Source organism: Roseibium sp. FZY0029 (assembly GCF_036350355.1).
GTDB lineage: Bacteria > Pseudomonadota > Alphaproteobacteria > Rhizobiales > Stappiaceae > Roseibium.
The window spans coordinates 668,059-692,351 of record NZ_JAZDVZ010000004.1 but is presented as its reverse complement, the minus strand read 5'-3'; the positions used below and the strand labels follow the sequence as shown (position 1 = coordinate 692,351).

General features: G+C 58.6%; 22 protein-coding genes. 9 read left to right on the top strand and 13 right to left on the bottom strand.

Annotated elements, in window-relative coordinates:
• The coding region (locus V1T76_RS14875; protein ID WP_330561433.1) for a hypothetical protein at nt 1-199 on the top strand (199 nt) is incomplete at its 5' end.
• Between the two features lie 128 nt (nt 200-327).
• Here the strand turns inward: V1T76_RS14875 and V1T76_RS14870 are convergent.
• The 6 genes from V1T76_RS14870 to V1T76_RS14845 all read right to left on the bottom strand — a co-directional run bounded on the left by V1T76_RS14870 (nt 328) and on the right by V1T76_RS14845 (nt 6,601).
• Nucleotides 328-1,515, bottom strand: a complete 1,188-nt coding sequence (locus V1T76_RS14870) for a thiolase family protein (protein WP_330561432.1) — start codon at nt 1,513-1,515, stop codon at nt 328-330.
• A complete protein-coding gene (locus tag V1T76_RS14865; RefSeq protein ID WP_330561431.1) occupies nt 1,512-2,954 on the bottom strand; it encodes an AMP-binding protein in 1,443 nt (480 codons plus the stop codon). The genes V1T76_RS14870 and V1T76_RS14865 overlap by 4 nt, the downstream gene beginning before the upstream one ends.
• Nucleotides 2,955-2,979: 25 nt before the next feature.
• Nucleotides 2,980-3,534 (bottom strand): biotin transporter BioY, encoded by a 555-nt coding sequence (locus tag V1T76_RS14860; RefSeq protein WP_330561430.1) that lies wholly within the window; start codon nt 3,532-3,534, stop codon nt 2,980-2,982.
• Nucleotides 3,535-3,679: 145 nt separating this feature from the next.
• A complete protein-coding gene (locus V1T76_RS14855; protein WP_330561429.1) occupies nt 3,680-4,288 on the bottom strand; it encodes an energy-coupling factor transporter transmembrane component T family protein in 609 nt (202 codons plus the stop codon).
• Nucleotides 4,285-5,064, bottom strand: coding sequence for an energy-coupling factor ABC transporter ATP-binding protein (locus V1T76_RS14850; protein ID WP_330561428.1), 780 nt, complete (start codon nt 5,062-5,064; stop codon nt 4,285-4,287). Before V1T76_RS14850 ends, V1T76_RS14855 begins: the two co-directional genes overlap by 4 nt.
• Before the next feature lie 127 nt (nt 5,065-5,191).
• The gene (locus tag V1T76_RS14845; protein ID WP_330561427.1) at nt 5,192-6,601 is read right to left on the bottom strand and encodes an aminotransferase-like domain-containing protein; all 1,410 of its coding nucleotides are present in this window, start codon (nt 6,599-6,601) and stop codon (nt 5,192-5,194) included.
• A gap of 106 nt (nt 6,602-6,707) precedes the next feature.
• On the opposite strand from V1T76_RS14845, the gene V1T76_RS14840 reads away from it, so the two are divergent.
• Nucleotides 6,708-7,304, top strand: coding sequence for a LysE family translocator (locus V1T76_RS14840; protein WP_330561426.1), 597 nt, complete (start codon nt 6,708-6,710; stop codon nt 7,302-7,304).
• A gap of 30 nt (nt 7,305-7,334) precedes the next feature.
• Here V1T76_RS14840 and V1T76_RS14835 read toward each other — a convergent pair whose 3' ends face one another.
• Nucleotides 7,335-8,048: a methyltransferase family protein gene (locus V1T76_RS14835; protein ID WP_330561425.1), complete on the bottom strand. Its 714-nt coding sequence runs from the start codon at nt 8,046-8,048 to the stop codon at nt 7,335-7,337.
• 135 nt (nt 8,049-8,183) lie between these two features.
• On the opposite strand from V1T76_RS14835, the gene V1T76_RS14830 reads away from it, so the two are divergent.
• Complete coding sequence (locus V1T76_RS14830; RefSeq protein ID WP_330561424.1) at nt 8,184-8,726, top strand: TetR/AcrR family transcriptional regulator; 543 nt, start codon at nt 8,184-8,186, stop codon at nt 8,724-8,726.
• Nucleotides 8,727-8,839: 113 nt separating this feature from the next.
• On the opposite strand, the gene V1T76_RS14825 is transcribed toward V1T76_RS14830, so the two are convergent.
• Nucleotides 8,840-9,076 carry a hypothetical protein gene (locus V1T76_RS14825; RefSeq protein ID WP_330561423.1) on the bottom strand — a complete coding sequence of 79 codons (237 nt, stop codon included), beginning with the start codon at nt 9,074-9,076 and terminating at the stop codon, nt 8,840-8,842.
• A gap of 95 nt (nt 9,077-9,171) precedes the next feature.
• Between V1T76_RS14825 and V1T76_RS14820 the strand changes: the two genes are divergently transcribed.
• Entirely contained in the window at nt 9,172-10,098 is a 927-nt protein-coding gene (locus V1T76_RS14820) for a LysR family transcriptional regulator (RefSeq protein ID WP_330561422.1), read from the top strand.
• A gap of 152 nt (nt 10,099-10,250) precedes the next feature.
• On the opposite strand, the gene V1T76_RS14815 is transcribed toward V1T76_RS14820, so the two are convergent.
• The 4 genes from V1T76_RS14815 to V1T76_RS14800 all read right to left on the bottom strand — a co-directional run bounded on the left by V1T76_RS14815 (nt 10,251) and on the right by V1T76_RS14800 (nt 17,218).
• The gene (locus V1T76_RS14815; RefSeq protein ID WP_330561421.1) at nt 10,251-13,748 is read right to left on the bottom strand and encodes an AAA domain-containing protein; all 3,498 of its coding nucleotides are present in this window, start codon (nt 13,746-13,748) and stop codon (nt 10,251-10,253) included.
• A 411-nt stretch (nt 13,749-14,159) separates the two neighbouring features.
• The gene (purU, locus tag V1T76_RS14810; protein ID WP_006937026.1) at nt 14,160-15,017 is read right to left on the bottom strand and encodes a formyltetrahydrofolate deformylase; all 858 of its coding nucleotides are present in this window, start codon (nt 15,015-15,017) and stop codon (nt 14,160-14,162) included.
• Between the two features lie 72 nt (nt 15,018-15,089).
• Entirely contained in the window at nt 15,090-15,899 is an 810-nt protein-coding gene (locus tag V1T76_RS14805) for a 3-keto-5-aminohexanoate cleavage protein (protein ID WP_330561420.1), read from the bottom strand.
• A gap of 2 nt (nt 15,900-15,901) precedes the next feature.
• Nucleotides 15,902-17,218 (bottom strand): aspartate aminotransferase family protein, encoded by a 1,317-nt coding sequence (locus tag V1T76_RS14800; protein WP_330561419.1) that lies wholly within the window; start codon nt 17,216-17,218, stop codon nt 15,902-15,904.
• 188 nt (nt 17,219-17,406) lie between these two features.
• Here V1T76_RS14800 and V1T76_RS14795 point away from each other — a divergent pair, with 188 nt between their 5' ends.
• A complete protein-coding gene (locus V1T76_RS14795; RefSeq protein ID WP_330561418.1) occupies nt 17,407-17,823 on the top strand; it encodes a YcbK family protein in 417 nt (138 codons plus the stop codon).
• A gap of 83 nt (nt 17,824-17,906) precedes the next feature.
• On the opposite strand, the gene V1T76_RS14790 is transcribed toward V1T76_RS14795, so the two are convergent.
• Nucleotides 17,907-18,266, bottom strand: a complete 360-nt coding sequence (locus tag V1T76_RS14790) for an ArsC family reductase (protein ID WP_006937020.1) — start codon at nt 18,264-18,266, stop codon at nt 17,907-17,909.
• Nucleotides 18,267-18,657: 391 nt separating this feature from the next.
• On the opposite strand from V1T76_RS14790, the gene V1T76_RS14785 reads away from it, so the two are divergent.
• From V1T76_RS14785 to V1T76_RS14770, 4 genes are all read left to right on the top strand, one after another.
• Nucleotides 18,658-20,325 carry an adenylate/guanylate cyclase domain-containing protein gene (locus V1T76_RS14785; protein WP_330561417.1) on the top strand — a complete coding sequence of 556 codons (1,668 nt, stop codon included), beginning with the start codon at nt 18,658-18,660 and terminating at the stop codon, nt 20,323-20,325.
• Between the two features lie 37 nt (nt 20,326-20,362).
• Nucleotides 20,363-21,532 carry an acetylornithine deacetylase gene (argE, locus tag V1T76_RS14780; protein WP_330561416.1) on the top strand — a complete coding sequence of 390 codons (1,170 nt, stop codon included), beginning with the start codon at nt 20,363-20,365 and terminating at the stop codon, nt 21,530-21,532.
• A gap of 112 nt (nt 21,533-21,644) precedes the next feature.
• Complete coding sequence (locus tag V1T76_RS14775; RefSeq protein ID WP_330561415.1) at nt 21,645-23,228, top strand: ABC transporter substrate-binding protein; 1,584 nt, start codon at nt 21,645-21,647, stop codon at nt 23,226-23,228.
• A gap of 77 nt (nt 23,229-23,305) precedes the next feature.
• Nucleotides 23,306-24,280: an ABC transporter permease gene (locus V1T76_RS14770; protein ID WP_330561414.1), complete on the top strand. Its 975-nt coding sequence runs from the start codon at nt 23,306-23,308 to the stop codon at nt 24,278-24,280.
• Nucleotides 24,281-24,293 lie beyond the last annotated feature (13 nt).

Genomic DNA, 24,293 nt, shown 5'->3' with positions numbered 1-24,293 from the left:
CAAGGCCAACGCCGCCTACGCTTCCCTTCCTTCAATAATCAAATTGTCAAAGAACAGAGGCTTCAAAACCTCTCAAGCCGTAACCAAAACTCAACAAAAACAACCCACTCGCCGAACCATCAAGCTCGGCCACCTGGACCAATTTTCTGGAATTAAGGTCACAAAACCCTGTCGCCAGCGACGTTGCCGCCGTCGATGAACCGGGTTATACGCACCTCACCCAAACCCGTCAACAACCGTTTTCGAAAAAAATCAAAAAAAGCGAAAAAACTTTCAAGATGACGGGAAAAGAACGTTTTTTCAGATAGTTAGTACTTATCCACCTTTCTACACAGACGGTGAAACCAGCATGCCTGAGCCCAGTCCGCCGGCTGCTGCAATGAGCGCCATGCCCAGGTTTCGGGCACCTTCCGCAGGGGCTTCCTCGCCTGCCAGCAGATCGAACAGGTGAACAGCCAGAATAGCGCCCGATGCGCCGATCGGGTGGCCTCTTGAAAGAGCCCCACCCAGCCGGTTCAAATCTTCGGATGCAAGGTTCAGCCTCTCGGTAGTCACCATTGCCTGAACCGCAAAGGCTTCCATGAGCTCCGTCGCAGCCAGGTCGTTCGCAGTCTTGCCAAGCTCGGAAAACATGGCCTTCGCCACTTCTATCGGAACCAGGGCCGGATCGGCCGGGCTTCCCCCTATGCTATGGCCTGTCAGAATTTTCAGGCCGGCTTTCCGGCGCCCGTCTGCTGGCTGATCAAAGCGCTGGCGAAAGACGTCGTCGGACATCAGAAGCACGGCGGCCGCTCCGTCTGCCTCGCAGGCAATTGTCGCCGCGCTGAGCCCGGTTTCCTCTGAGCCGACCAGAACCGGCGCCCTCAAGGCCGTTTTCAGCGAGAGGTTTCGCGTGAAGCTGTCCTTCTCTGGCAAACTGCCACCGGCATTGACCAGACGCTCCCGAAAATGTGCCAGCGCCGCCATTGCCTTGTCGTGGGAAGCGACGGCATAGGCGGCCTGAGCCTCTTTCGTCGTATCGGTTTCCGCGGCAAGCCTGGCAGCTGCTTCCGCAAGATCCGGGTCATCGAAAGATTCGGGTGCGAAGGCGGGCCGGTCATAGGCGACGGGCGGCTCTGCCCTGTCGGCAGGTCTGGTCATCCGGATCGGTGACCGGCTGAAGCTCTCCATCCCCCCCGCCAGAACGATCTCGGCCGCACCGGCTTCGATCATGCGTGCCCCCATGAGGATCGCATCGAGGCCTGAGCAGCATTGCGTGTCTATGGTCAGTGCGGGAACTGTTTGCGACAGCCCCGCCCGAAGCGCCGCGAGACGGGCCGGATTGCCGCCACCGTAAAGGGCGTTGCCCAGAAAGACGAAATCGACCTCACCCGGTTCAATACCGGCATCGACAATAAGCTGCGCGAGAACAGGTGCGGCAAGCTCATCGGCCTGCAACTTGGCAAGTGCTCCGCCGCGCGGGCAGACCGCCGTGCGCCGCGCTGCTGCAATCACTGCCTTGCATCCGTGTTTCACCCGCTGCCTCCTTCTTTCGCCAAATCGGCCACGACTTTCTGAATATCCGGCTTGCCCCCCGGCGTCAGCGGCAACTTTGCCCGGATGTGAATGTGCTTCGGCACCTTGCCAGCTATGAGCCGGCCACGGCAATGGCGCAGCAATATCTGTTTTGCGTCAGCCAACGGCGCTTTCAGTTCAACCACCGCCTCCAGCCGGTGACCGCGCACACGGTCGGGCAACCCCGCGACGACGGCCAGCGCGACAGACGGATGCTCGGCCAGTACGGCCTCAACCTCTTCCGGGTAGACGTTCAGACCGGCGGTGATCACCATGCGGTTTTCCCGGCCAGTCAGAAACAGGAACCCCTGCTCATCGAGAAAACCGTGATCGCCAACGGTGAGCCAGCCGTCCTGCCAGAGCGTTTCCGGCGCAGTGCCACAGATATAGTGCGAAAACAGCAGCCCGCTCCGCACCCAGATGACGCCTGCACGGCCCGGGCTGACAGGGTCCGCCGGATCCCCGATCGCGATTTCAACCCCGTATGCAGCCCTTCCGACCGAGCCTGGGGGGATATCGTCTTCAAGCGAGGCTAGCGTGATGAAGCTGGTTTCCGAAGCCCCGTAAAATTCGAAAAGATGCGCTTGGGGAAAAACCGACCTCAGGGTCTGCCGGTCCGCTTCGCTCCATTTGGCGCCGCTGGCAAGAACCTGCTTTACCGCCGCAACGGCCCCGCTCCGCCGGGCCTTTTCCGCCAGGAAGTGCAACTGCGTCGGCGTTGCATAAAGAACCGAACCCTCAGCAGCGCTGCCAAGGTCTCTCAACACCACGCGCGGATCGAAACGGGGCATGAGCACAACATGCTGGCCGCAGGCAAGTCCGCAGACCGCGCCATAAAGATGAAGCGAATGGGTGAGTTGACCCGGCACGACGACGCGGCTTTGATCCGAGATGCCAAAGGCCCGAGCAGACAGTCTGAAGCTTTCGAGCCACGACCCATGGGACCGTACATAGCCCTTGGGAACACCGCTGGAACCGGACGTGAAGCCTGCGTAAAAAAGATCGTCTTCATCCGGCGGCGTTTCCGGCGCAATCAGCGCCGCCGAGGGGGCGGGGCCGCCTGCACGCAGGGCCGGAAAGACTTCATCATCGATGACGAGATCCGGTGCAATCGCCTCAAGAACCGTTGCAGCCTGTGCTGCAGGCCAATCCGGATCCATGATCGTGGCAATGCGGCCGATGCGGGCGCAGGCCAGGAAACAGACGATCAGCGACGCCGGATCCCGGAGCCGCAAAACCACGTATCCGCCGCGGCGGGAACGCGTTGAAAGCGCGTTCTCAATTTGGGCAACACGCTCAGCCAGGTTCTGCCAGGAAAACGAATGCGCACCGCATGTCAGTGCGGGCGCAGACGCTTTTTGACTGGCAAACCGGCCGAGACTGTCGCCGACAAAAGCCATGAGGCGGTTCGCTCGGTATTTTCGATTACGACCGAGACAGAACGGCGCTCGGCAGACCGCGCGCGACGGTCTGAACGATGATTGCCGTCAGCGCTACCTTGAGCAGATCTCCGGGAATGAAAACGGCACTGCCGAGCGCTGCTTTCGGCAGGGACAGACCGGCCATGATGGCAACGCCCGGAATGCCGATGGCATAGACCACCAGAATGCCCCCAACCGCAGCGGAGATGGCGGCAGCGAGCAGGATGTTCAGCTCTCGGGTCGACCGCATGATCCAGCCGGCCACAAGCGCTCCGACCGGCCAGCCGATCAGGAAACCGACGGAGGGGCCCATGAAGACGCCCAGGCCCCCGCGCCCTCCGGACAGGAACGGCAAACCGAGTGCGACGAGAAACAGGAACAACAGCACGGCAAGTGCGCCCCGGATCGGGCCAAGCATGACGCCGGCCAGCATGACACCAAGGGTCTGCGCCGTGATCGGCACGCCGCCAAGGAACGCAAGCGCAACCGGCGGAACGAGCCCCAGGGCCGCGATCAGCGCGGCATAGAAAGCAACATGCACAAGCGATCTGTCAGCCATGATGAATTCGACCTTCTTCTCAAGAACAACGGGACGGCCACTCACCCTCGGACCGAAGAGATCCCTAGAGGGGTGGAAATCGTCATCTGTGGGCGGGATAGCCCAGTTTTCCGCCGAAAGCCAGTCGTCACCGGCTTCTTTTCGGTCATCTTGACAGGCCTTGCGACCCGCCGCGCGCCTTGAGTGCTTCGGCAACATGGTCCGACATGCTCAAGGACTGAATGGCGAAAGGCGCCAGCAGACGCCACGAATTGCGTGTGCCGGTTCGCGCCTGCCAGGCTTCGCGAAGCTGAGCGAAGACAACAAGCATATAGGGCGCAAACCGCAGCACCAGCGCAACGCTCAGCGCCGCTGTGCGGGGAGAAAACCCGAAAATCTCGAGCGGTTTGAACAGCGGCTGAACGGCGGTCAGCATATCGTCCATGCGGGTGGTCACCGAAACGAAATTGGCAGCCAGGATCATGATCGCGAGCCGCAGAATGATCGTGACGCCTTCCAGAAGACTGCCGGAAAGCCAGTGCAGCACCAAAAGCGCGGCAAGCAGATACGACATTGCCCGCAGAAGCTTCAGCTGCGCCAGGCCGTCGCGTCCAAGGGAGGCATAACATGAGAGAACGGCTGCAAGAGCCGGCACCAGGACCCAGAACGACGTGTACTGCAGCAACAGCAGACTGGCGAGAGCGACTGCCAGCAGCTTCAGGCCCGCAGGCAGGCGGTGAGCCCAGCTATTGCCCTGGAGATAGACCGACATCATAGCTCGGTAACCTCCACGTCCATGCCCTGCCGCGAAAGGACGTCCTCCTGAAAGGCGGCACGCACGGCATCGGGCGTGCCATCCATGCGCAAGCGCCCATCCTCCAGCCAGAGCAGTCTGTCAAATCCGTCAAACTGGCCAAAGTCATGGCTCACCAGAACGATCTTCTGCGGCAGCGAGAGGATCTTCTGACGGATACGAGCCGTCGTCAGGGCATCGAGGCTGGACATGGGTTCATCCAGCACCAGAAGGCGTGGTTCCATTACCAGAACCGCCAGGATGCAGATGAGCTGCTTTTGCCCGCCGGAAAGCTCAGTTATGGGCTTGCCGGCCAGACCCTCACAACCATGCAAGGCAAGGAACGCACGCGCTCGGCGGCGGCTTTCTTCCTTGCCGGTCCCAAGCTGGGTAAGGCCAAAGGCGATCTCTTCTTCAACGGTCGGGAAAATGGCCTGGTGATCCGGGTTCTGAAACACGAAGCCGACATGGCGCGGCAATTCCAGTTCCGCCTCGTCGGAGGGTACTCCAAAAAGGGTGAGATTGCCGCTCGTCGGCGCACGCAAACCGTTCAGCAGGCGCACGAAGGAACTCTTTCCCGATCCGTTCAGGCCGATGATCCCGATCCGGTGCTCTGCAAGCTGCAAGGTCAGATCTTCCAGAATAGGCGTGCTGCCGGCGCTCAGGCCAACCCTGTCAAACACAGCATAGGGACTGGCATCGGGATTGCAGACCCGCTGCTGCGCCTTGGGTTTTCTGATTTTGGGCCAGAATGCCATGTCACCTCGTCGCGGGCGGCGCTTCCTGCAACGGCCGGTCCCTGATTGCGCGCAGCTTATCGGTTGGATCTGCCGCCTTGTCAAAGACTGTCGGTTTTCCGGCGAAATCGCCCATTGCCGCAAGGCTTTACCCTACCGGGCGTATCAGATCGGGCAATTCGGCCAATTGGCCAATGGTCGATCTGATGCGCTCCAGAGCCCAACGGAACCGGTCGTCGGATTGTTCGGATCCAAAGGTCAGACGCAGATACGGCGCGGGCCGATAGTCCTTCGCCTGGAAATATCGGGACGACAGCACGGAGATGCCCTGATGTCCAAGTGCGTTCTGCAGGGCGTCGGGATCCACGGTGTCCGGCAAACGCAGCCATCCGAACACCTTGTTGACGTCGCTTTGCAGGAAATGTGGGGCAAGCAGCTCACGGGCCGCCAGAAATCGCGTGCGGTTTGCCTTGCGTTTCAAACGCAGGGTCTTGAAGAGATGCCCCTCGCGCACCCAGCCGGCGATCAATTCCGCGGTGATGGGGGAAGCCATCCAGGTGCTTTCGCCGATCTTGTTACGGATGCTGTCGCCGAAAGGTCCGGGCACATGCACGAAGCCAATCCGGCTGCCGGGCGAGCAGACCTTGGAGATACTGGCGATGGAGGCCGTGCGCTCGGGCGCCAGTGCGCCGAAGGCGGGCAGGGCCTCGGGCAGAAAGGGCGTATAGGGATCGTCCTCGACGATCTTGAGGCCGTATTGTCGGGCCACCGCGACCAGATCCTGCCGCTCTTCGACGGACATGGTGTGGGTGGTCGGGTTCTGCATGTTCGGCATCAGAAAGACGCCTTTGACACCATGCGTCTTGGCGGCCTGGGCAAGGGCCGCAGGATCCATGGCGCCGAAACCGCCGTCGGCGCGCGTCAGCGCGGGCAGGGGCACCGGCTTCAGGCCGATGCTGGCGAAGGAACTGAAGATCGAGGGATAGGTGAACCGGTCGACGGCAACCGCGTCGCCCTGGCGGAACAGGGCCTGACAAGTGACCTGAATTCCGTGCTGCGCGCCGCAGGTCACCGCCACCCTGTCCGGGTCGGCTTCCAGACCATAGTCCTTGAACACGAGCGCACCGGTTTCGCGATGGGCCTTGAGGCCTTCCGAGGGCACGAAACCGTTCAGCCGGTCGATCCCCACGGTATGCGCCATCCGCGTCAGCCCGTCAGACAGACTGGGGTTGAGATGCGGATAGGCGAAATTGCGTGCCAGGTCGCAGGTTTCCGGCTCGTCTTCCTTTGGAATGAGAGGTGAAACCTTCTGGGTTTCGGACGCAATATAGGTGCCCCGCCCGGTTTCCCCCTTCACCAGCCTGCGCCGCTCCGCTTCGCCATAGGCCCGCGTGATGGTGCCGAGGGTCACGCCAAGCTGATAGGCGAGCTCGCGCTGCGGCGGCAACCTGTCTCCCTGGGCAAGCGCACCCGCCTTGATATCGGCTTCCAGTGCATCAGCAATCGCCAGATAGATCGGACCGGAGGCCGCTTCAATGTTCGGAATCCACATTGTCATGAGAACAATGTTATCATTGACTGATACAATAGCTCAAGACAATTAGTATCTCCGCTATTTTGTATCGATTGTATCGATTCACTCGATGCTTTGTCTGGAGATACCCATGGATTACGCGACGTTTCTTGCCTTCGCGGTCTTCGTCATCGTGATGACCGGCACGCCCGGTCCGGGCAATCTGACCTTTCTGGCCATCGGCGCGTCTGCCGGCTACCGCACTGCCTTTCCCGTGATTGTCGCCTCGCAGATCGGCTCCCTGCCGCTCAAGCTGAGTGTTGCCTATGGCCTTGGTCATGTGATGGCAGGTGGCGGGTTGGTGGTGACCGTCTTCAAGGTGCTGAGCATGGCCTATATGACTTATCTTGCGTGGCGGATCATCTGCCTCAGCGTCAAACCGAAAGGCGAAGTTGCCCTGCCCAGTTTTTGGGAAGGGCTGCTGATACACCCGCTCAGCCCGAAAACCTGGGCGATGAACCTCGTCGCCTTTTCAACCTTTCTGGCCGGCAACGGGCTTGGCATCCACGAAAACGCAATGATCCTGGTGGCGGGCTTCACACTTGGCGGGATGGTATTCCATTCCCTCTGGGCCCTGGCCGGCGTCTCCATTCTTGCCCTGATCGGGGATGGCCCCGAAATGCGGGTCATCACGGTTTCCATGGCAATTGCCATGCTCGTGGCAACGGTATGGGCGCTGCTTATATGACGCCGGAAGAGGGCGGCGGCAGAGTTTCGTCTAATAAACGAAAGGAATGAACTTGCGTGTCCGCGCCGCGTAGGCATCGAATTGCGCGCCATATTTCCGCGAAAGATAGGCATCGAGCGCCGGGATATGAAAGGTGATGAAAGAGACGGCCATGAACGCGGGCGCCGAAAGCGCCACAAGGCTGTGGGTCAGCAGAGCCCAGCCGGTGAACAGCACCGTATCGCCGAAATAGTTGATGTGCATGGAATAAGCGAACAGGCCGCCGGTGTAGCACTGGCCGCGGTTTGCCGGGTCACGCTTCCACCATTTGCGCTGCAATTCCGACCAACTGTTGAGAAATGATCCAGTCAACACCATCACTAGCGCCGCCCCGTCCAGAAGGGATAACGGAACCACCGTCTGCCGGAGAGCGCCGCTGCCGAGCACGAGAAAGCCGATTTCGAGGAAAGCGATGAAAGCGCCCAGTCCGAACACTTCAGAAAACGCCACCTTCCGGGCGAGCAGATAGAACAACGTCAGCAGGTGGCGAGCGAAGTAGAGCAGGGTGCAGGCAAGCAGAAGCAATCCGCGCTGCGGATCGGACACAACCACCTTCTGGCCGAACCAGGAGGCGACCAACTCAATTCCACCGCCCAGAAGCAGCCAGAGGCTGACTAGAACGCTGGTCAGATGAAGAGCCGCGAAGACAAATTTCTGACCGAGCGACGTATCGTGCTGGCGGCTGACGCCTCCGGGCTGTGCCATGACTTCTCCTTTGCCCCCATGCCGGGACCGGTGCCTTCAAACCGCAGCTTCTTTTTCGACCGACTGGACGAAAAAGAAATCTAGACGCTGCCTCGCCAACTGGTCAATGTGTTTATCGACCAACTGGACGAAATAATGCCGAAACAGATCGACCACGAAGCCTACAGGCTTGAACTTGCCCGGAAGGCCGCGCCGCTTTTTTCCGAACGGGGATATTCGGGTCTGGGAATGCGACAGGTTGCCGAAGCCCTCGGCCTGTCGAAAAGCGCGCTCTACCATTACTTTCCGACCAAGAAGAGCCTGTTCCTGGCCTGCACGGAAACGGTGATGACGGAAATGACGGCAGGGGGCGACACGGGCCCGGCTTTACAGGGCCCGACGCCACAAGACCCAGGCACCGCCCTGATCGATTTCGCCAGGAGCCTGGAACCGGGATTTGCCAGCGAAATGTCGCTTCTGTTTGACTATCTGCGCGGAAAAACCGCCACGGAGATCGCCGACGATCCGGCCATGCAACTGGCCAATGACCATCTTCGACGGCACGTGGAAGGCCTTGTGGGGGGCGAGGCAGCCGACAGCGCCCTTTGCCTTTTGATGGGTGCCTTGCTGATGCGCCATTTCACCGGCGGCACGCTGGATTATGAGACCCTTCTTCCCGCCCTCAGGAAACTCGGCTGACAGAATACAGCGCGGGAGAGGAGGCAGATCCGGCAACAGACGTCCACCGGATCTGCCCGCGACCGGCAACAGGGGAGACCGCAGCCGGAAACACGTCAGGTATCGAAATTCAACTAGCGCTGCAGGTCCTTCAACTCCCTCTGCCAGCGCGCTTCGAAAGACGATTCATGCCGGTCTGAGCCAAAGCCAATATCCCGGCGCAGATCATCCGGCAGATCAGCCGCGTTGAGACGTTTGCGGCGCGGCATCGCTGCCCGTGTGAACAGGGAACCGATCATGGTTTTGAATGAAAAGCCCAAGTCATGTTGATGATTCACACAGCCTGATTTCATTTGAAAGCGCCTGAACACGTCGGAAACTCCTGATTTAAGTGAGCTACATATCGACGGATCCGGCTTGTCTTACCAACGAAATCTCAATAGACATGCATAAGGGAGATTTATGCATGTCATCGCATTTGCCACCGCTGTCCGCGATCCGGGCTTTCGAAGCTGCAAGCCGGCACCTGAGTTTCACCAAGGCCGGGGACGAGCTGGGCATGACCCAGGCGGCCGTCAGCTATCAGATCAAGGTTCTGGAAGACCGCCTCGGCTTTCAGCTGTTCACGCGCAAGGCCCGCAAGATCGAGCTGACCGATTCCGGCGCACAATTGGCAACGCGGGTGGTCGATGCGTTTTCCTCGCTTCGCAGCGCCTTCGAGGATATTTCCGAAAAGAACGCCAGCCAGCTTGTCGTGTCCAGCAACACCACGTTTGCCGTCAACTGGCTGGCCTACCGCCTGTTCGAATTCCAGATGAAGAACCCGGATGTGGGCGTGCGCATCGTGCCCTATGGTCCGAATGCGGAGCCGGATTTCAACGAATCCGACATCGTGATTTCCGCCTGCAAGGCACCGCCAAAAACCTGGCCGGCCCATGAAATCGTGCGCGCAGACTTCACGCCGATGCTGAGCCCGAAGCTTGCGGAAACAATTGGCGGCATCAGCAAGCCCGAAGACCTCCTGAAATTGCCGCTGGTCGATCCGCAGGACCCCTGGTGGCAGATGTGGTTCGAGGCAGCCGGACTGCCGAATGTCGATCTGAGCGGCCATCCGAGCTCGCGCATGGGGTCACAGGCGCTTGAGGCCAACCGGGCCATCGCAGGCCAGGGCGTTGCCATCCTGACCCCTTATTTCTGCAGAACGGCCCTTGAGAGCGGCCAACTGATCCAGCCCTTTGAGCTGACTTGCCGGGCGAACAACGAAAGCTGGTATCTGAGCTACCCACCGGCCTTGCGCTCCAGCCGCAAGATCCGGCTGTTCCGCGACTGGGTTCATGCGGAACTGAAAAACGACGGCATGCCCGTCGCAGCGCCAGTGGCTGTGACAGTCTGAATTCAACACCTAGATCGGATGCAACTATGACGCCAACGGGTGTTATTCGTATCTCTTTTGATCGGTGTTAGTAATATTTCGCGGGAAACGGAATCATCTCAATTTCCTAAGTCTGATACATAAACAGCAGCGCTTGACCCTATGGCAGCACCTCAATTCAGGTATGCATCAAGTGTTTTGAAGTGCCCGGCTTCCCGCCATAACTCACGATTTCCGACAATGTAGAGCGTCTCCTTGGCTCGGGTCACCGCCACATTGAGCAGATTTGGGCGCCCGCCAGCCCAGCCACGCGCACCTCGCTGATCGGCTCGAGGAGCTCCGAGGATCATAATCACAGCTTCGGCCTCACGACCTTGAACTGTGTGGACTGTCCCAATTCGTTCGTTAATCCAACGACCTGGTTCATCGACCCAGCCTTCCATTATTCTTTCCCGGCGGAGCAGTTCGCGCATACGATTCTGTACAACGACGAATGGCGTAACGATGTAAACATCCGCCCTGCATCGGCTTTGCCTCATCGCCTGCAGCAGTTTCAGAACTTCCAGTCCTTCTTGCGGGCACCATTTTTCTTGTGCATCTCCGCGAACATCAATCCATCGCGGCGAGCCAAGAGAAGACTTGATATTCGACTGCTTCTCGGCTTTCGCCGGAACCATCTGGTCTTCATAGGCTATGTGATTGGAAATACTGAACATCGGGTTGGCGCAGCGCCGATGAACAAGAAGCGGCACACCAACTTCGCGTGTACCGAACTGTGCTTCGAAGGTCGCAAAATATGAGGTCGCGCTGTCAGCCATCGTTTGAGCAGACGCTTGCGGCGCGTTGTAAATCAACGGATCGATCCCAAACTGTTTGCATATCGCTTCAGTTAAAGACTCCGGCAACATTACAACAGGTTCGATCTGGATAGGGTCTCCAACGACAATAGCACGCTTTGTCCGCATGATTGCCCCGACCGCTGCTTGCGGTAATGCTTGCCCGGCTTCGTCAATCAGAAGCCAGCCCAGCTCATTCGGGTGAAGTCGCCCAAACATGCGCGAGACAGATGCGAAAGTCGTCGAAACCGCTGGAACGACGAGAAAAAGTGTTGACCACATATGCGGAATTAACGCGTCTTTCTCAGCAGAGCCCAAAGATCTTGTTCCGAATCCGTCGAGCAGGATATTCAAGTTGTGCCTGATCGGTTTTGCGGCAGCGTCAACAAACGCCTTGTGAACAGCCATTGCCTGTTGGAAGAGGTCCTGACGCAGTCGTGATAGTTTTTCGCTGAACCAAGGCGCAGCTGTTTGTCGCTCTTTCGATGACTGATCGAAAAAATCATCGTCGATGGGCGTACCCCCAAGCTCATTGATCAGCTGATGATACTCATTTGTCGTTTGATCAATGTGTTGCCGTTTTTGGGCAATGGTATTCTCGCCACTCCTTATGAATTCCTGAATGGTGACAAGGGCAGCTTCTGCCTCGCGGTGTTGGTTTACCGCCTGACTGTTATTGCTTGTGGCCAGTTCAAACTGATCGCCGGCTTCATCATACGCCGCGCGCCAAATTCTGTAATTGGCGCGATCAAACAACCTTTTGAGGAAACCAGGTTTTACCGCAAGCCTTTCATCCAACTTTGCGCGTGCTGCCTCGACCTCGGATTGGCAGCGAATACAGATATCATTGGCTAGTTTAAGGCTCGCGGATGCTGTTTCTCGTTCTTCTGCTTTGTTTTCAATCTCCTCAAGGAGCAGTTCGACCACAGCCTTTTCACGTCCAATATCCGCTGCTAACTCGTGGGCGGCTTGATACTCCGCAATCTCCTGTTCGACCGCTTTGTCGAGTTCTTTGAACTTCGCCACAGCTTTTCGCCATCGCCGGAGAGCCTGGTCGTGATCTTCAGGGGCATCTTCCCGATCGACAATAATAGGAGGTCTTTGTGTTCTGTCTTCGCCTTGCCCTTCGGACACGAGTTTTCCGCTGCCCGATGCATGCTTGAGGTAGGTATGAAGCCCATGATCTTCATCCCACCAAAACATTTTCCGGAACTGTGCGCGGTTACCCGCATTGCCCAACACCGCTGCGATAGCGCCCCAACTTTCCTTCTGCAAAAGCTGATCTGAAACCGTTTTGAAATAGCGAAGGTCGTCAGCGTCTTTTGCTACAGCCTCAATGCCGGGCAATTCGGCGCTGACATTCTCGACAGCCTTGTTATTGGACGAGGCAACGACAATTTCGGAGCCGCGCAGTTTATCGTCCAACCGATAGAGATGGACGAACGCTTGTCCTTTTTTCAGCTTCTGTCCCGAGTGAGTGAAGGCTGTTTCGGGATCGCGATAGGACGCCATAACCCGCGCCCGGTCCGTCACGATGGAAGCGATCACATCCCGCAATAGCGTGGTTTTCCCGGTGCCCGGCGGACCGTTGACCGCAAGAATACCTTCTTGCTTAAGGTCATGAGAGGCAAGATTGACCGCGCATTGCTGCAGCGTAACCAATGGATATCGTCCATCGCCCGGCCATGCACCTTTGGGAAACTTTTTCGGCTCGAGAGCGTCCTGAATTGCGTCGGTTTCACGTAAGAGGTTTCGGCGTTCCGTCGGTCTCGAATCTCCGAGATAGAGAGACAGATTGGACGTAAGCTTATCTTGTTGCGCAAGACCTGTAGCCAGCGCCAAATCGCCTAGGAAGAACGAGTTTAGGAGAACCGACTCCGGCGCTTCCGAATTCGTATAGTACTGAAATTGCCGGATTGCGAATGTCGGTGCTTTGGTCAGTCGCCTATCGAGACCTGTTGCCTCCAACAACCACTCATACGCCTCTTCGATGCCCTCCAAATTGAGCGGGAGGACATTGCGATCTTCGTCTTCGACAACCAAAAGATCATTCAGTTTTTCCAGAAGACTCTTTTCCGCGCTGGTCCAGGCACCAAGTCCGTTGAGATTCCCTGAAAGCGCGATGGGAACGCCCCACCCAAAACTCGAAAGGGCAAGCCCGTCTTCATCTACTGGACGCCCATCCTTATCCACTATCACGGAAGCAAGGACAGCTTCTCCCTTTGCGGGCGGTCGCTCGATACGAGAATCCGTATAGACAGATAGCAACGAGCTGACCGCGCTTTCGAGGTCAATTGTGCCGAGGATGATCTGGTAATAAAGACGGTAATTCTTCTTACCGATATTCTGCCCTGTCTCCCAAGGCAAACCGTTTTCGAGCCATGCAACATCCCACTTGCTTCCCCCCGCAAGCTTTTCCGGCTTATCAAAACTGGCGGGAGACAAAACCTCCATCGCTGTCCAAGCTCGCAAAATCTGGGCTGTGTCGTTGGTGATTTCGGTTGGGGCTGGTGCTGCTCGCTCTACCGGAATAGGCGCTGGCTTTGAAGAAATCACTTTCGACGGTGTTGGCTTCGGCTTAGCCGCAGCGGTGAATTGTTTATTCGGCTTCGGCTCATCAATAGGGAGGCGTGGCTCCGCTTCCGGTTCAATGGTTCTACCTTCCAAAGAACGCTTCTGCCGTATTGCGGTCTGCTTTAACTTCAGAGCGCGTTGCGTTTTTCGAAATTCCAGTTCACCAACCAAATCGTCCAAAAATCGGCTGTCATTTTTCTGCTGATCAAAGAGCTTCTCAAGCTCAGCAATTCCCTTTTTTACAAAAACGCGTTTGGTCATATCTTGTCGTCAGCTTCTGTATGTCGAGAAGCTTATATACATGTGACTTGCTGCTTTGAAGTTTAAATTCAACCCTAGATACGCATCTCGTAACGACACTAAAATTTACATTAACTGATTTTAATCAGATACTTACAGGAAATTACACCTTGCCGAAAAGACTGCAAAATAGGGACAATCGGGCCGATATCGCCATTAAGTAGTAGAAGTGCAATCAATTGCGTTGGCCCAACAATCCAAATCGCCGAAGCTACACCCCGCAGCTGATCAGGCCTCAGTTTTTTGGCACTCTGACCTGCATCGTTGCCAACTACCTTCTCGAGAAATGGAAGACGTCTGTTGAGGTGTAGGCATGCTGCACATTCCGGGACCCAGGCATTTACGCGAAAGGTCCCGGCGGCAAAACTCATGCTAGGGCGTGAACACGATCGTCTTGTTGCCGACGATCATGACCCGGTTTTCCAGGTGATATTTTACGGCACGGGCGAGGACGCGGGATTCGATGTCGCGGCCGCGGGCGACGAAGTCGTCGGCGGAAAGCGCATGGCTGACGCGTTCGGCGTCCTGCTCGATGATCGGGCCTTCATCGAGATCCGGCGTCACATAGTGAGCGGTGGCACCGATCATCTTGACGCCGCGAGTGTGCGCCTGGTGATAGGGCTTTGCACCCTTGAAGCTCGGCAGGAAGGAGTGGTGGATGTTGATGATCTTGCCGAAAAGCCGCTTGGAGAGATTGTCGGACAGGACCTGCATGTAACGGGCCAGCACCACCAGATCGGCTCCGGTTTCCTTGACCAGTTTCAGCAGCTTTTCTTCCTGCTCGGCCTTGTTTTCCTTGTTCACCGGCCAGTGATGATAGGCAATGCCCTCATGCTCGGCCGTGCGCTGGCTGTCGGTGTGGTTGGAAACGATTGCCACAACTTCGGCATCCATCCAGCCAACCCGGATCTGGTAGAGAAGGTGCAACATGGCATGGTCGAACTTGGACACCATGACGATGACCTTCGGCCGCTTGGCCGTGTCGACCAGTTTCGCCTTCATGTCGAAGCGGCTGATGACCGGGTCGAGCGCCTTCTGGACACTTTCCAGGGTCACACCTTCGGGAGCCAGCATGGCAATGCGCAGGAAGAACTGGTTGGTCACCCGGTCCCAGAACTGGTCGCTTTCGGCAATATTGGCGCCGAAATCCGCCAGTTCCGTCGTGACCGCCGCCACAATGCCAGGCTTGTCCGCGCAGGACAGCGTCAGAACGTAAAGGCTATCCGCCATAGTATTCCAGTCTCCAACCTTGAGGGCCGCAGCCCGCTGATTTTGGTTCGTGCCGAATGCCGGCCCGAACGGTCAGGCAGGCATCAGACTGTGTTCCTTCAGGGCCGATACCAGATCGCTGACCCGGTCGGCATTGTCTTTCGCGCGTTCTCCAGACCTGTTCCACAGGCCGTTCTCAAACCCGATCCTGGTCTTGCCGCCTCGCCGGACCGCCTCAACCAGACAGTCCGTCTCCCGGTGCCCGAAGGCGCAGACCGCCCAGTCCAGCCCCTGCCTGCTGCCGCGTTCCGCGAGCTTGTCCAGAAACGGCACCAGATCTTCCGGTGCACTTTCCTGGCCGGCCGCGTAGCGCCCCAGAACGAACAGCAGCTGATGACTGTCCCCTGTCAGGGTGCCGGCTGCCACCAGATTGAAAAACCGGTCCAGATCGTCTGCGCTGTAGACGATGTGCTGGACCGCACATTCATGGCTAAAAGCCCATTCGTAAAAAGCCCTTGCCTGATCCTCGCCGCCATCGGGAACCATTTCCCGAACCGCGACGGAGACCAATGCCGGCTGGACGTTATATACCAGTTCGCGTTGCTGTTCCGGGGTGTATTTTCCAACAGCTTCTGTCGTGATTTGAACCTGCATTTGCGGCACCGCAACACGCATTTCCGACAAGAGCTCCCGATAAAGCCCTGCATCGAGCACATGGGCACCGGCTGTGTCACGCACATGGGCATGCAGTGCGCCGGCGCCGGCTTGGAAACAGGCCTTTGCCGCCGCGACCGTCTCACTGATGGTCATCGGCAGGGAAGGGTGGTCGGATTTGGTCCGGCGTGCGCCGTTGGGGGCCGCCATGATCAATGGCAGCGGCGGAGGAACGAAGTGGGCGGCCATGGTCAGAAGACCGCCTTGAAGGCTTGAGCGAGCTTGTCGGTGATCTCGCCGATGTGGCGGTCTTCCAGAATGAACGGCGGCGCCAGCAGAATGTGGTCGCCCTGCACCCCATCGATTGTCCCGCCCATCGGGTAACAGATGAGCCCTGCCTCGAAGGCCGCTTTCTTGAGGGCCTTGCTGATGCCCCTCTTGGGGTCGAACGGGACCTTGGACGCCCGGTCTTCCACCAGTTCGATGCCCCGGAAAAGCCCGCGCCCGCGAATGTCGCCGACGTGGGGATGCTGACCAAAGGCATCGGTGAGGGCAGCGTCAAGTTTTTCGCCCATCGGCATCACCCGGTCGGCGACGCCGCCGGTCAGCTTTTTGAACACGGCCAGCGCCGCGGCACAGGCGACAGGATGACCGATGTAGGTGTGGCCGTGCTGAAAAAAGCCCGAGCCGGTCTCGATGGCTTCATAAATGGCGGCGGTACACAACATGGCGCCAACTGGTTGATAGCCGGCGCCGAGGCCTTTCGCGATGCAGAGAATATCCGGGGCGACGCCATCCTGCTCGCAGGCGAATAGCGTTCCGGTGCGGCCCATGCCGCACATCACCTCATCCAGGATCAGAAGCACGCCGTAGCTGTCGCAGATCTCGCGGATCCGCTTGAAATAGCCCTCGACAGGCGGCAAGGCGCCCGCCGTCGCGCCGACAACCGGTTCGGCGACGAAGGCCATGACGTTTTCCGGCCCGAGCCGCAGGATCTCCGCTTCCAGTTCGTTGGCGACCCGTTGGCCGTAGTCGAAGGCGGTTTCCCCCTCGTGGCGGTTCCGGTACTCGTAGCAGGGGGCGATGTGGGTGGTGTCGATCATCAGCGGCGCGAAAGGTTCCCGCCGCCACTGGTTGCCGCCCGCCGCCAGCGCGCCCAGCGTATTGCCGTGATAACTCTGCCTGCGGGCGATCACCCTGTGCCGGGACACTTCGCCCTTTTCCAGAAAATACTGCCGCGCCAGCTTCAGCGCCGCTTCCATGGCTTCCGAACCGCCTGAGACGAAATAGACACGGTCCAGATTGCCGGGCGCCTTTTCGATCAGGAGATCCGCCAGCTCCTCGGCCGGTTCGCTGGTGAAGAAACCGGTGTGGGCAAAGGCGATCCTGTCGACCTGAGCCTTGATGGCGGCGGTCACATCCGGGTCACTGTGGCCGAGACAGGAGACCGCGGCTCCGCCGGACCCGTCGAAATAACTCTTTCCGGACCGGTCGAGAATGTAGCACCCGTCGCCGGTTACTGCGACGGGAAGATCGGCTTTGGTGTGGCGGGGGAAGACATGAGACATGGCAGATTTTCCGGCGAATGACGGCTGTGCCCGGACCAGGCTGGCGCATTTGTATCAGAAAATAACATCTTCTGAAACATTTGTTTCGCCGCAGCATTAACCATGTTTTTCATTAGAATTTTAATAAAATTCAATCAGCCTGCGCGCGGGGGACGAGATTGTAATTAAGTAACCAAAGGCTGCCCGTCATGCGTCAGCGCCTCATCGCCTGGATCGTATTCCTAGGATTGACCGCCACACTTGCCGGCTGCGGAACCGTCGCCGGCGTTACCGGCATGGGCTGGATGACGGCATCCCACAATTCAATCGACTATAACGACAGCTCGTGGTGCGTCCCGCGCAAATTGAAAAAGGTGCTGAACCGGGTCGCGGCCAGGTATGGCAAGGTGACCGTCAGCTCCACCAAGCGCTGGTGGCTTGAAAACTGGTGGAAGGGCGGCGCAAAGGATTCCTACCATCTCAACTGCCGCGCGGTCGATTTCTCCGTCCGCGGCAACCCGTCGTCGGTCATCGCCTTTTTGAAGGCGCAGCCGGAAGTGGGCGGATACAAGCACTATTCTTCCGGCCACTATCACATCGACACCGGTCCGCGCCGGACCTGGTAGGAACTGACCCTGATTAACACTGGCTCGGCAAAAACTGGCCCCGGCATGTGGCGGGGCCCGCTCACCCGCAAAGAAGGTGTGCGTTATTTCAGTTCGCCCAGCTCCAGGGCCATTTCCCAGGCAACAGGGTCGAAGCCAACGAAGTTCTTGGTTTCGCCCGCGACGATCGGTCGTTTGATCACCGACGGGTTCTCGATCATCACATCCAGTGCGCTTTTGGCGTCGACGACACTGTCCTGGGTCGCCTCGTCGAGACGCCGCCACGTGGTGCCGCGTTTGTTCAGGATCGTTTCCCAGCCGAATTCGCCGACGAAGCCGGCCAGCCTGTCGGCATCGACACCATCCTTCTTGTAGTCGTGGAACTCATAAGGCACTCCGGCCTCTTCCAGAAACTTCCTCGCCTTCTTGACGGTGTCGCAATTCTTGATGCCGTAGACCTTCATCGCCTCTTCCCGGTTACTGGTTACTGGTTGTTTGGCCCGGAATGTGCCGACTGGAGCCGGGGATGCAAGGCCGCAGTGGGAGAAAACCCGGAAATTTGAGAAAAACAACATCGCAAGGGCTTTCCGATCGGGAGTTTTCCACGTTGCAAACACCTTCACGGGCAGTTCACCGCATTTTCCTTTTGTCTTCTTGACCTCAGCTTCCGCCCGCGCTTGAAGTGGCACCTGAAAGGGCGGACCGGCAACAAACCGGTGCAGCAAGACCGGAGACAGAAAATTAATGCAGGAAGAGGCTCCCGGCACAGTCCGGCCCCAACCGCCCGAGACGGCCGCCAAATCTTCTGAAAGAGCCGGGCCGGCTCTGAAAACGGTCAAGAGATCCGGCGATGTCATGGTTGGACGAGGCAACTGGCGTCAGCGGCTCCGGCTGTGGAGCGGCCTGATCCTGTTCACCTTCTGCCTCAGCCATTTTTCAAACCACGCGCTCGGCATCATTTCCTTTGAGGCCATGGACCAGGCTTCGATCTGGCACTACTGGGTCTGGCGAAGCCCGCTCGGAGAGACTGTTCTGATCCTGGCCGCGCTGACCCACGTGCTGCTGGCCCTGTGGCGGACAAGCAAGCGCCGGACGCTGAAGATCTCCCGCTGGGAGTTTCTGCAGCTTGCCCTCGGTCTCTACATTCCGTGGCTTTTGATCCCGCATGTCACCACGACCATGGGCGTCGCCAAGGAGTTCGGCTTTCTGCCGGTCTACGAGCAGATGCTCACGCTGCTTTGGCCGAATGCGGCAGTCAACCAGTCGATTCTGCTGCTGGTGGTGTGGACGCATGCCATGATCGGCCTGCATTTTTTCCTGCGTCTTTATCCGGTGTATCAGCGGCTTAAACCGCTGGCGGCGGGTTTCGCATTCGCCATGCCGGTTCTGGCGATCTGGGGCTGGATCGAAGGGGCGCGCAGGCTCGCCCTCAGCCGGGAGGTCACCCTCCGGATCACCCCGGAGCAGCAGTTGTGGGCAAGCGACGTCGTCGTCCAGTTCCGTGCGGTGGTGTTCGGCTTCATTGCCGTCAGTCTCCTGGCAATTTTGATCCGGTATCTGCTTGGGCTGAAAGCGCGCAGCCTCACCGTTGTCTATCCGGGTGGACTGACGGTGAAGGCGCATCCGGGGGCAACCCTTCTGGAAATCAGTCGCATGAACGACGTACCGGTTGCATCGGTCTGCGGCGGTCGTGCCAGATGCTCCACCTGCCGCGTGAAGATGATTTCCGGCGGCGAAAGCCTGCCGAAACCCGGGCCTGCCGAATCCGCCGTGCTGACACGGATCGGTGCGGGCAAGAACATTCGCCTAGCCTGCCAGGTGCGGCCGGAAAACAATGTGGAAGTGCAGCCACTGGTGCCGGTAAAGGCGAGCGCCATTCTCAGTGAGCACCTGAAAGACGCCTATTATTGGGGTGTCGAGCAGGATGTGGTGGTCATGTTCGTGGATCTGCGCAACTTCACCGGCATTACCGAAAGCCAGCTCGCCTATGACGTCGTTTACCTGCTCAACAGCTATCTGGACCAGGCCTCCACCGCGATCGGCGACGAGGGCGGCTATGTCGACAAGTTCATCGGCGATGGCATCATGGCCATCTTCGGCATGGAAAGCAGCGTGGAAATCGGTGCCCGGCAGGCGCTTGCCGCCTGTCGCCGCATCGAAATGGTGATGAAGACGCTCGACAAGGAAAAAGGTCCGCAGTTCCGGGATCCGATTCGCCTCGGCATCGGCCTGCATCTCGGGTCGGCTATCCTTGGCCGGATCGGTGCTGCCGGCGCACAGGGCAAGCGCGACAGCCTGACCGCGCTTGGCGATGTGGTTAACACCGCCAGCCGACTGGAAACCGAAAACAAGAATCACGGCAGTTTCCTTGTCGTTTCCAAGGAAGTGGTTGATGCGGCAGGCGCACGAATTGACGATGCGGAAGAGGCCGAAATCAAGGTTCGCGGCAAGGAAATCCCCTTGCAAATCCTCGCGGTGAAAAGCTTAGATGGTCTTCACCTGGGCGATGCCGTTTCCGCCTGAAACAATTCCTCCGTTGAAACCCGACACTGGAGACCACGTGAGCCGGACCTATACGCCGCGGGAAATGCTGGAGAAACTGATCTCCTTCAACACCGTTTCGGATCAAAGCAACCTCGACCTCATCGCCTTCGTTGAAGATTATCTCGGCCAATGGGGCGTCGCGTGCGGGCGGGCACTGGACGAAACCGGCCAGAAGGCCGCCCTTTATGCCCGTATCGGCCCGGACGTGGATGGCGGGACAGTGCTGTCCGCCCACACCGATGTGGTTCCGGTCGCCGGCCAGAGCTGGTCGCGCGACCCGTTTTGCGCCTGGGTGGAAAACGGCCGCCTTTACGGGCGCGGCGCGGCGGACATGAAGGGCTTTGCGGCGACGGTGCTGGCCAAGGTGCCGAACTTCCTCAACGCGCCTCTCAGACGCCCGATCCACATTGCCCTCTCCTATGACGAGGAAACCGGCTGTGACGGGGTCAGGGTGCTTATCCCTGAAATGCTGGCCAATGGACCACGCCCTTCGCTCGTGATCGTGGGGGAACCGACCAGCATGAAGGTCGTCACCGGCCACAAGGGCATCACGGTGCTGAAAACGCGCATCGAGGGACACCCGGTCCATTCCAGCCAGCTGCACCGGGGTGTGTCTGCGATTTCGGTCGCCGCCAGGCTGATCGGATGGCTGGATGCCAGAACTGCGGAAAACCGGGCGAAGGCTGATCCGGACAGCCCCTTCGACCCGCCTTACACCACCTTGCATTGCGGCACCATTTCCGGTGGACAGGCGCATAACATCACCGCCCAGCACTGCGAATTCGTGACCGACATTCGACTGCTGCCCGGCGAACGCGCGCAAGACTGGGTCGCGGCCTACAGGGCCTTTATCGAAAATGAAGTCTTGCCTGGCATGCAGGCCATCTCGCCCGACTGCCGCGTCGAGGTGAGTGAACTGGCCTATGTGCCCGGGCTTTCCGAAGAACCGGACGGACTGGCGGAGACGACCGCAAGACGCCTGACAGGCGACAACAGCCGCAACGTCGTGGTCTATGCCACCGAGGGCGGGATCTTCCAGGACCACGGTCTTTCCACCGTGGTCTGCGGCCCCGGATCCATCGATCAGGCCCATCAGCCGGACGAATTTATTGCCCTGTCCGAACTCGACCGCTGCGCCGCCTTCCTGGACAAACTGATTGATAGAATGTCGCAATTTGACAGCTAAACAGGTTTGAACACAGAAGTTTACAGTGTCATAGTTGTTTTAGACAACGTTGGCGCGTGGTCCTGGCAGGGATGCGTCACGAAAAATGCCGAAACCGGAAAACGAGGGGATTATGAACAAGAGAACAGTTTTCATCGCCGCAGCGATGCTTGCGGCGGGAACGGGGTCTGCTGTTCAGGCAGAAACACTGAAATTTGCCTTTCAGGGTGCGCTGAACGCGCTTGACCCGTACAGTCTCAACGAGACTTTCACCCTGTCGTCGCTCGGCAACACCTATGAGGGCCTGACCCGCCGCGGCGCAGATCTGGCAATCGAGCCGGCCCTGGCCGAGAGCTGGGAAATCGTCGAACCGAATCGCTGGCGTTTCCACCTGCGCAAGGGCGTAAAGTTCCACAACGGCAACGACTTCACCGCCGAGGACGTTGCCTTTTCCGTTGATCGTGTCCGCTCTGAAGGCTCCGATCTGACCACGCGCGTTCCGGCCGATGCCAAGGTCGAGATTGTCGACGACTACACGGTCGATTTCGTTCTGACCGGTCCGAACCCGATCCTGCATTACGAGTGGGATACGTTCTACATCATGGACAAGGAGTGGACGACGGAGAACGACGCGGTGAAAGTCACCTCCGCCTCCGACACCTCCGCGAATTATGCCGCCTTGCACGCCAATGGAACCGGGCCATTCAAGATCGCCAGCCACGAAGCCGGCGTGAAGACCGTCTATGAAAAATTCGACGGCTGGTGGGATGAAGCCAAGCACAATCTCGATACGGTGGAATTCACACCGATCGGTTCGGATGCAACGCGCGTTGCCGCGCTTCTGTCCGGCGAGATGGACATGGTCTATCCGATCCCGGTGCAGGACATCAAACGCATCAACGACAATGCGGGAACCAAGGCGCTGACCGGTCCGGAATTGCGCACGATCTTCCTGGGCATGGACCAGATGCGCGACGAGCTGCTCTATTCCGACGTGAAGGGCAAGAACCCGCTGAAGGATGCCCGCGTGCGCAAGGCATTCTACCAGGCGATCGATATCGAAGGCATCAAGAAGAAGGTCATGCGGGACCTGTCTACTCCGTCTGCCCTCATGATCTCTCCGCTGCTCTTCTCCAAGTCGGACGAGTTCGAGCGTTACCCCTATGACCCGGAAGCCGCCAAGGCGCTGCTGGCCGAAGCCGGCTATGCGGACGGATTTTCCATCGGCATGGACTGCCCGAACGACCGCTATGTCAACGACGAGGCGATCTGCCAGGCCGTTGCATCCATGCTGGCCCGCATCGGCGTGAAGGTGGACCTCAACGCCCAGCCGAAGGCCAAATACTTCGCCAAGATCCTGGCGTCCGGCGGTTTCGACACATCGTTCTATCTGCTCGGCTGGACCCCCGGTTCTTTTGACAGCTGGAACGTTCTGGACAACCTGATGAACTGCCGCGATGAATCCGGCAAGGGTTCGCCGTTCAACAACGGCGGCTTCTGCGACGAGAAGATCGACCAGCTGAGCGACGAAATTCTGGTCGAGATCGATCCGGAAAAGCGTGACAACCTGATCGCCGAAGCGTTCCGCATCAGCCACGAAAACGCCTATTACATCCCGCTGCACCAGCAGAGCCTGGCTTGGGGTGTTTCCGACAAGCTGGACCTCGTCCAGCGCGCCGACAACCAGTTCCAGTTCCGTTTTGTGACCAAGAACTGATCCTGAGACACCGCAATTGACGCTCCCGGCAACCGCCGGGGGCGTATTTTCATGACGAAAGCATTCAAAGAGCCGAAATGATTGGATTTGCAACGCGCCGCATCGTGCAGGCGATGATTGTCATGCTGGTGGTCGCTCTCCTCGCGTTCACAATGTTCCGCTTTGTCGGCGATCCCATCAACCAGATGGTCGGCATTGAAACCTCGATCGAGGACCGGGAAGCCCTGCGTGAGCGCCTTGGCCTGAACGACCCGGTGCCCGTCCAGTTCTTCCGCTTCATCACCAAGGCCGCGCAGTTCGACTTCGGCACGTCCTATCAGTTCCGCCAGCCGGTGTCCGAGCTCTTCGCCAAGCGCATACCCGCGACCTTGGAACTCAGTTTCGCTTCGGCCGTGTTTGCACTGGTTGTCGGCATTCCCATGGGCATCTATGCCGGGCTCAACCGGGAATCGCCCATTTCCAAGATGTTCCTGTCGGTCTCGCTGATCGGCATTTCGCTGCCGACGTTCTTTATCGGCATCCTGCTGATCTTCCTGTTTTCCGTCACGCTGCAATGGCTACCCAGCTTTGGACGGGGTGAGACCGTGCAGATCGGCTCCTGGTGGACGACCGGCTTTCTGACGATTTCCGGATTGAAGGCGCTGATCCTGCCCTCGATCACCCTCGGTCTCTATCAGATGACGCTGATCATGCGCCTGATCCGCGCGGAGATGCTTGAGGTCATCCGGACCGACTACATCAAGTTTGCCCGGGCCCGCGGCCTGCCGGACCGGCTGGTGAACTTCCGGCACGCCCTGAAGAACACGCTGGTTCCGGTTATCACCATCACCGGGCTGCAGCTTGGTGCGATCATCGCCTTCGCGACCATCACGGAGACTGTCTTTCAGTGGCCAGGTATGGGGCTGATGTTCCTGCAGGCCGTGCAGAACGTCGATATTCCCATCATGTCCGCCTACCTGATGCTGACGGCGTTCCTGTTCGTGACGATCAATTTCATCGTCGACATCCTTTACTTCTTCATCGACCCGCGCCTGCGCGTCGGCCGGCCATAAGGGAGACCGACGT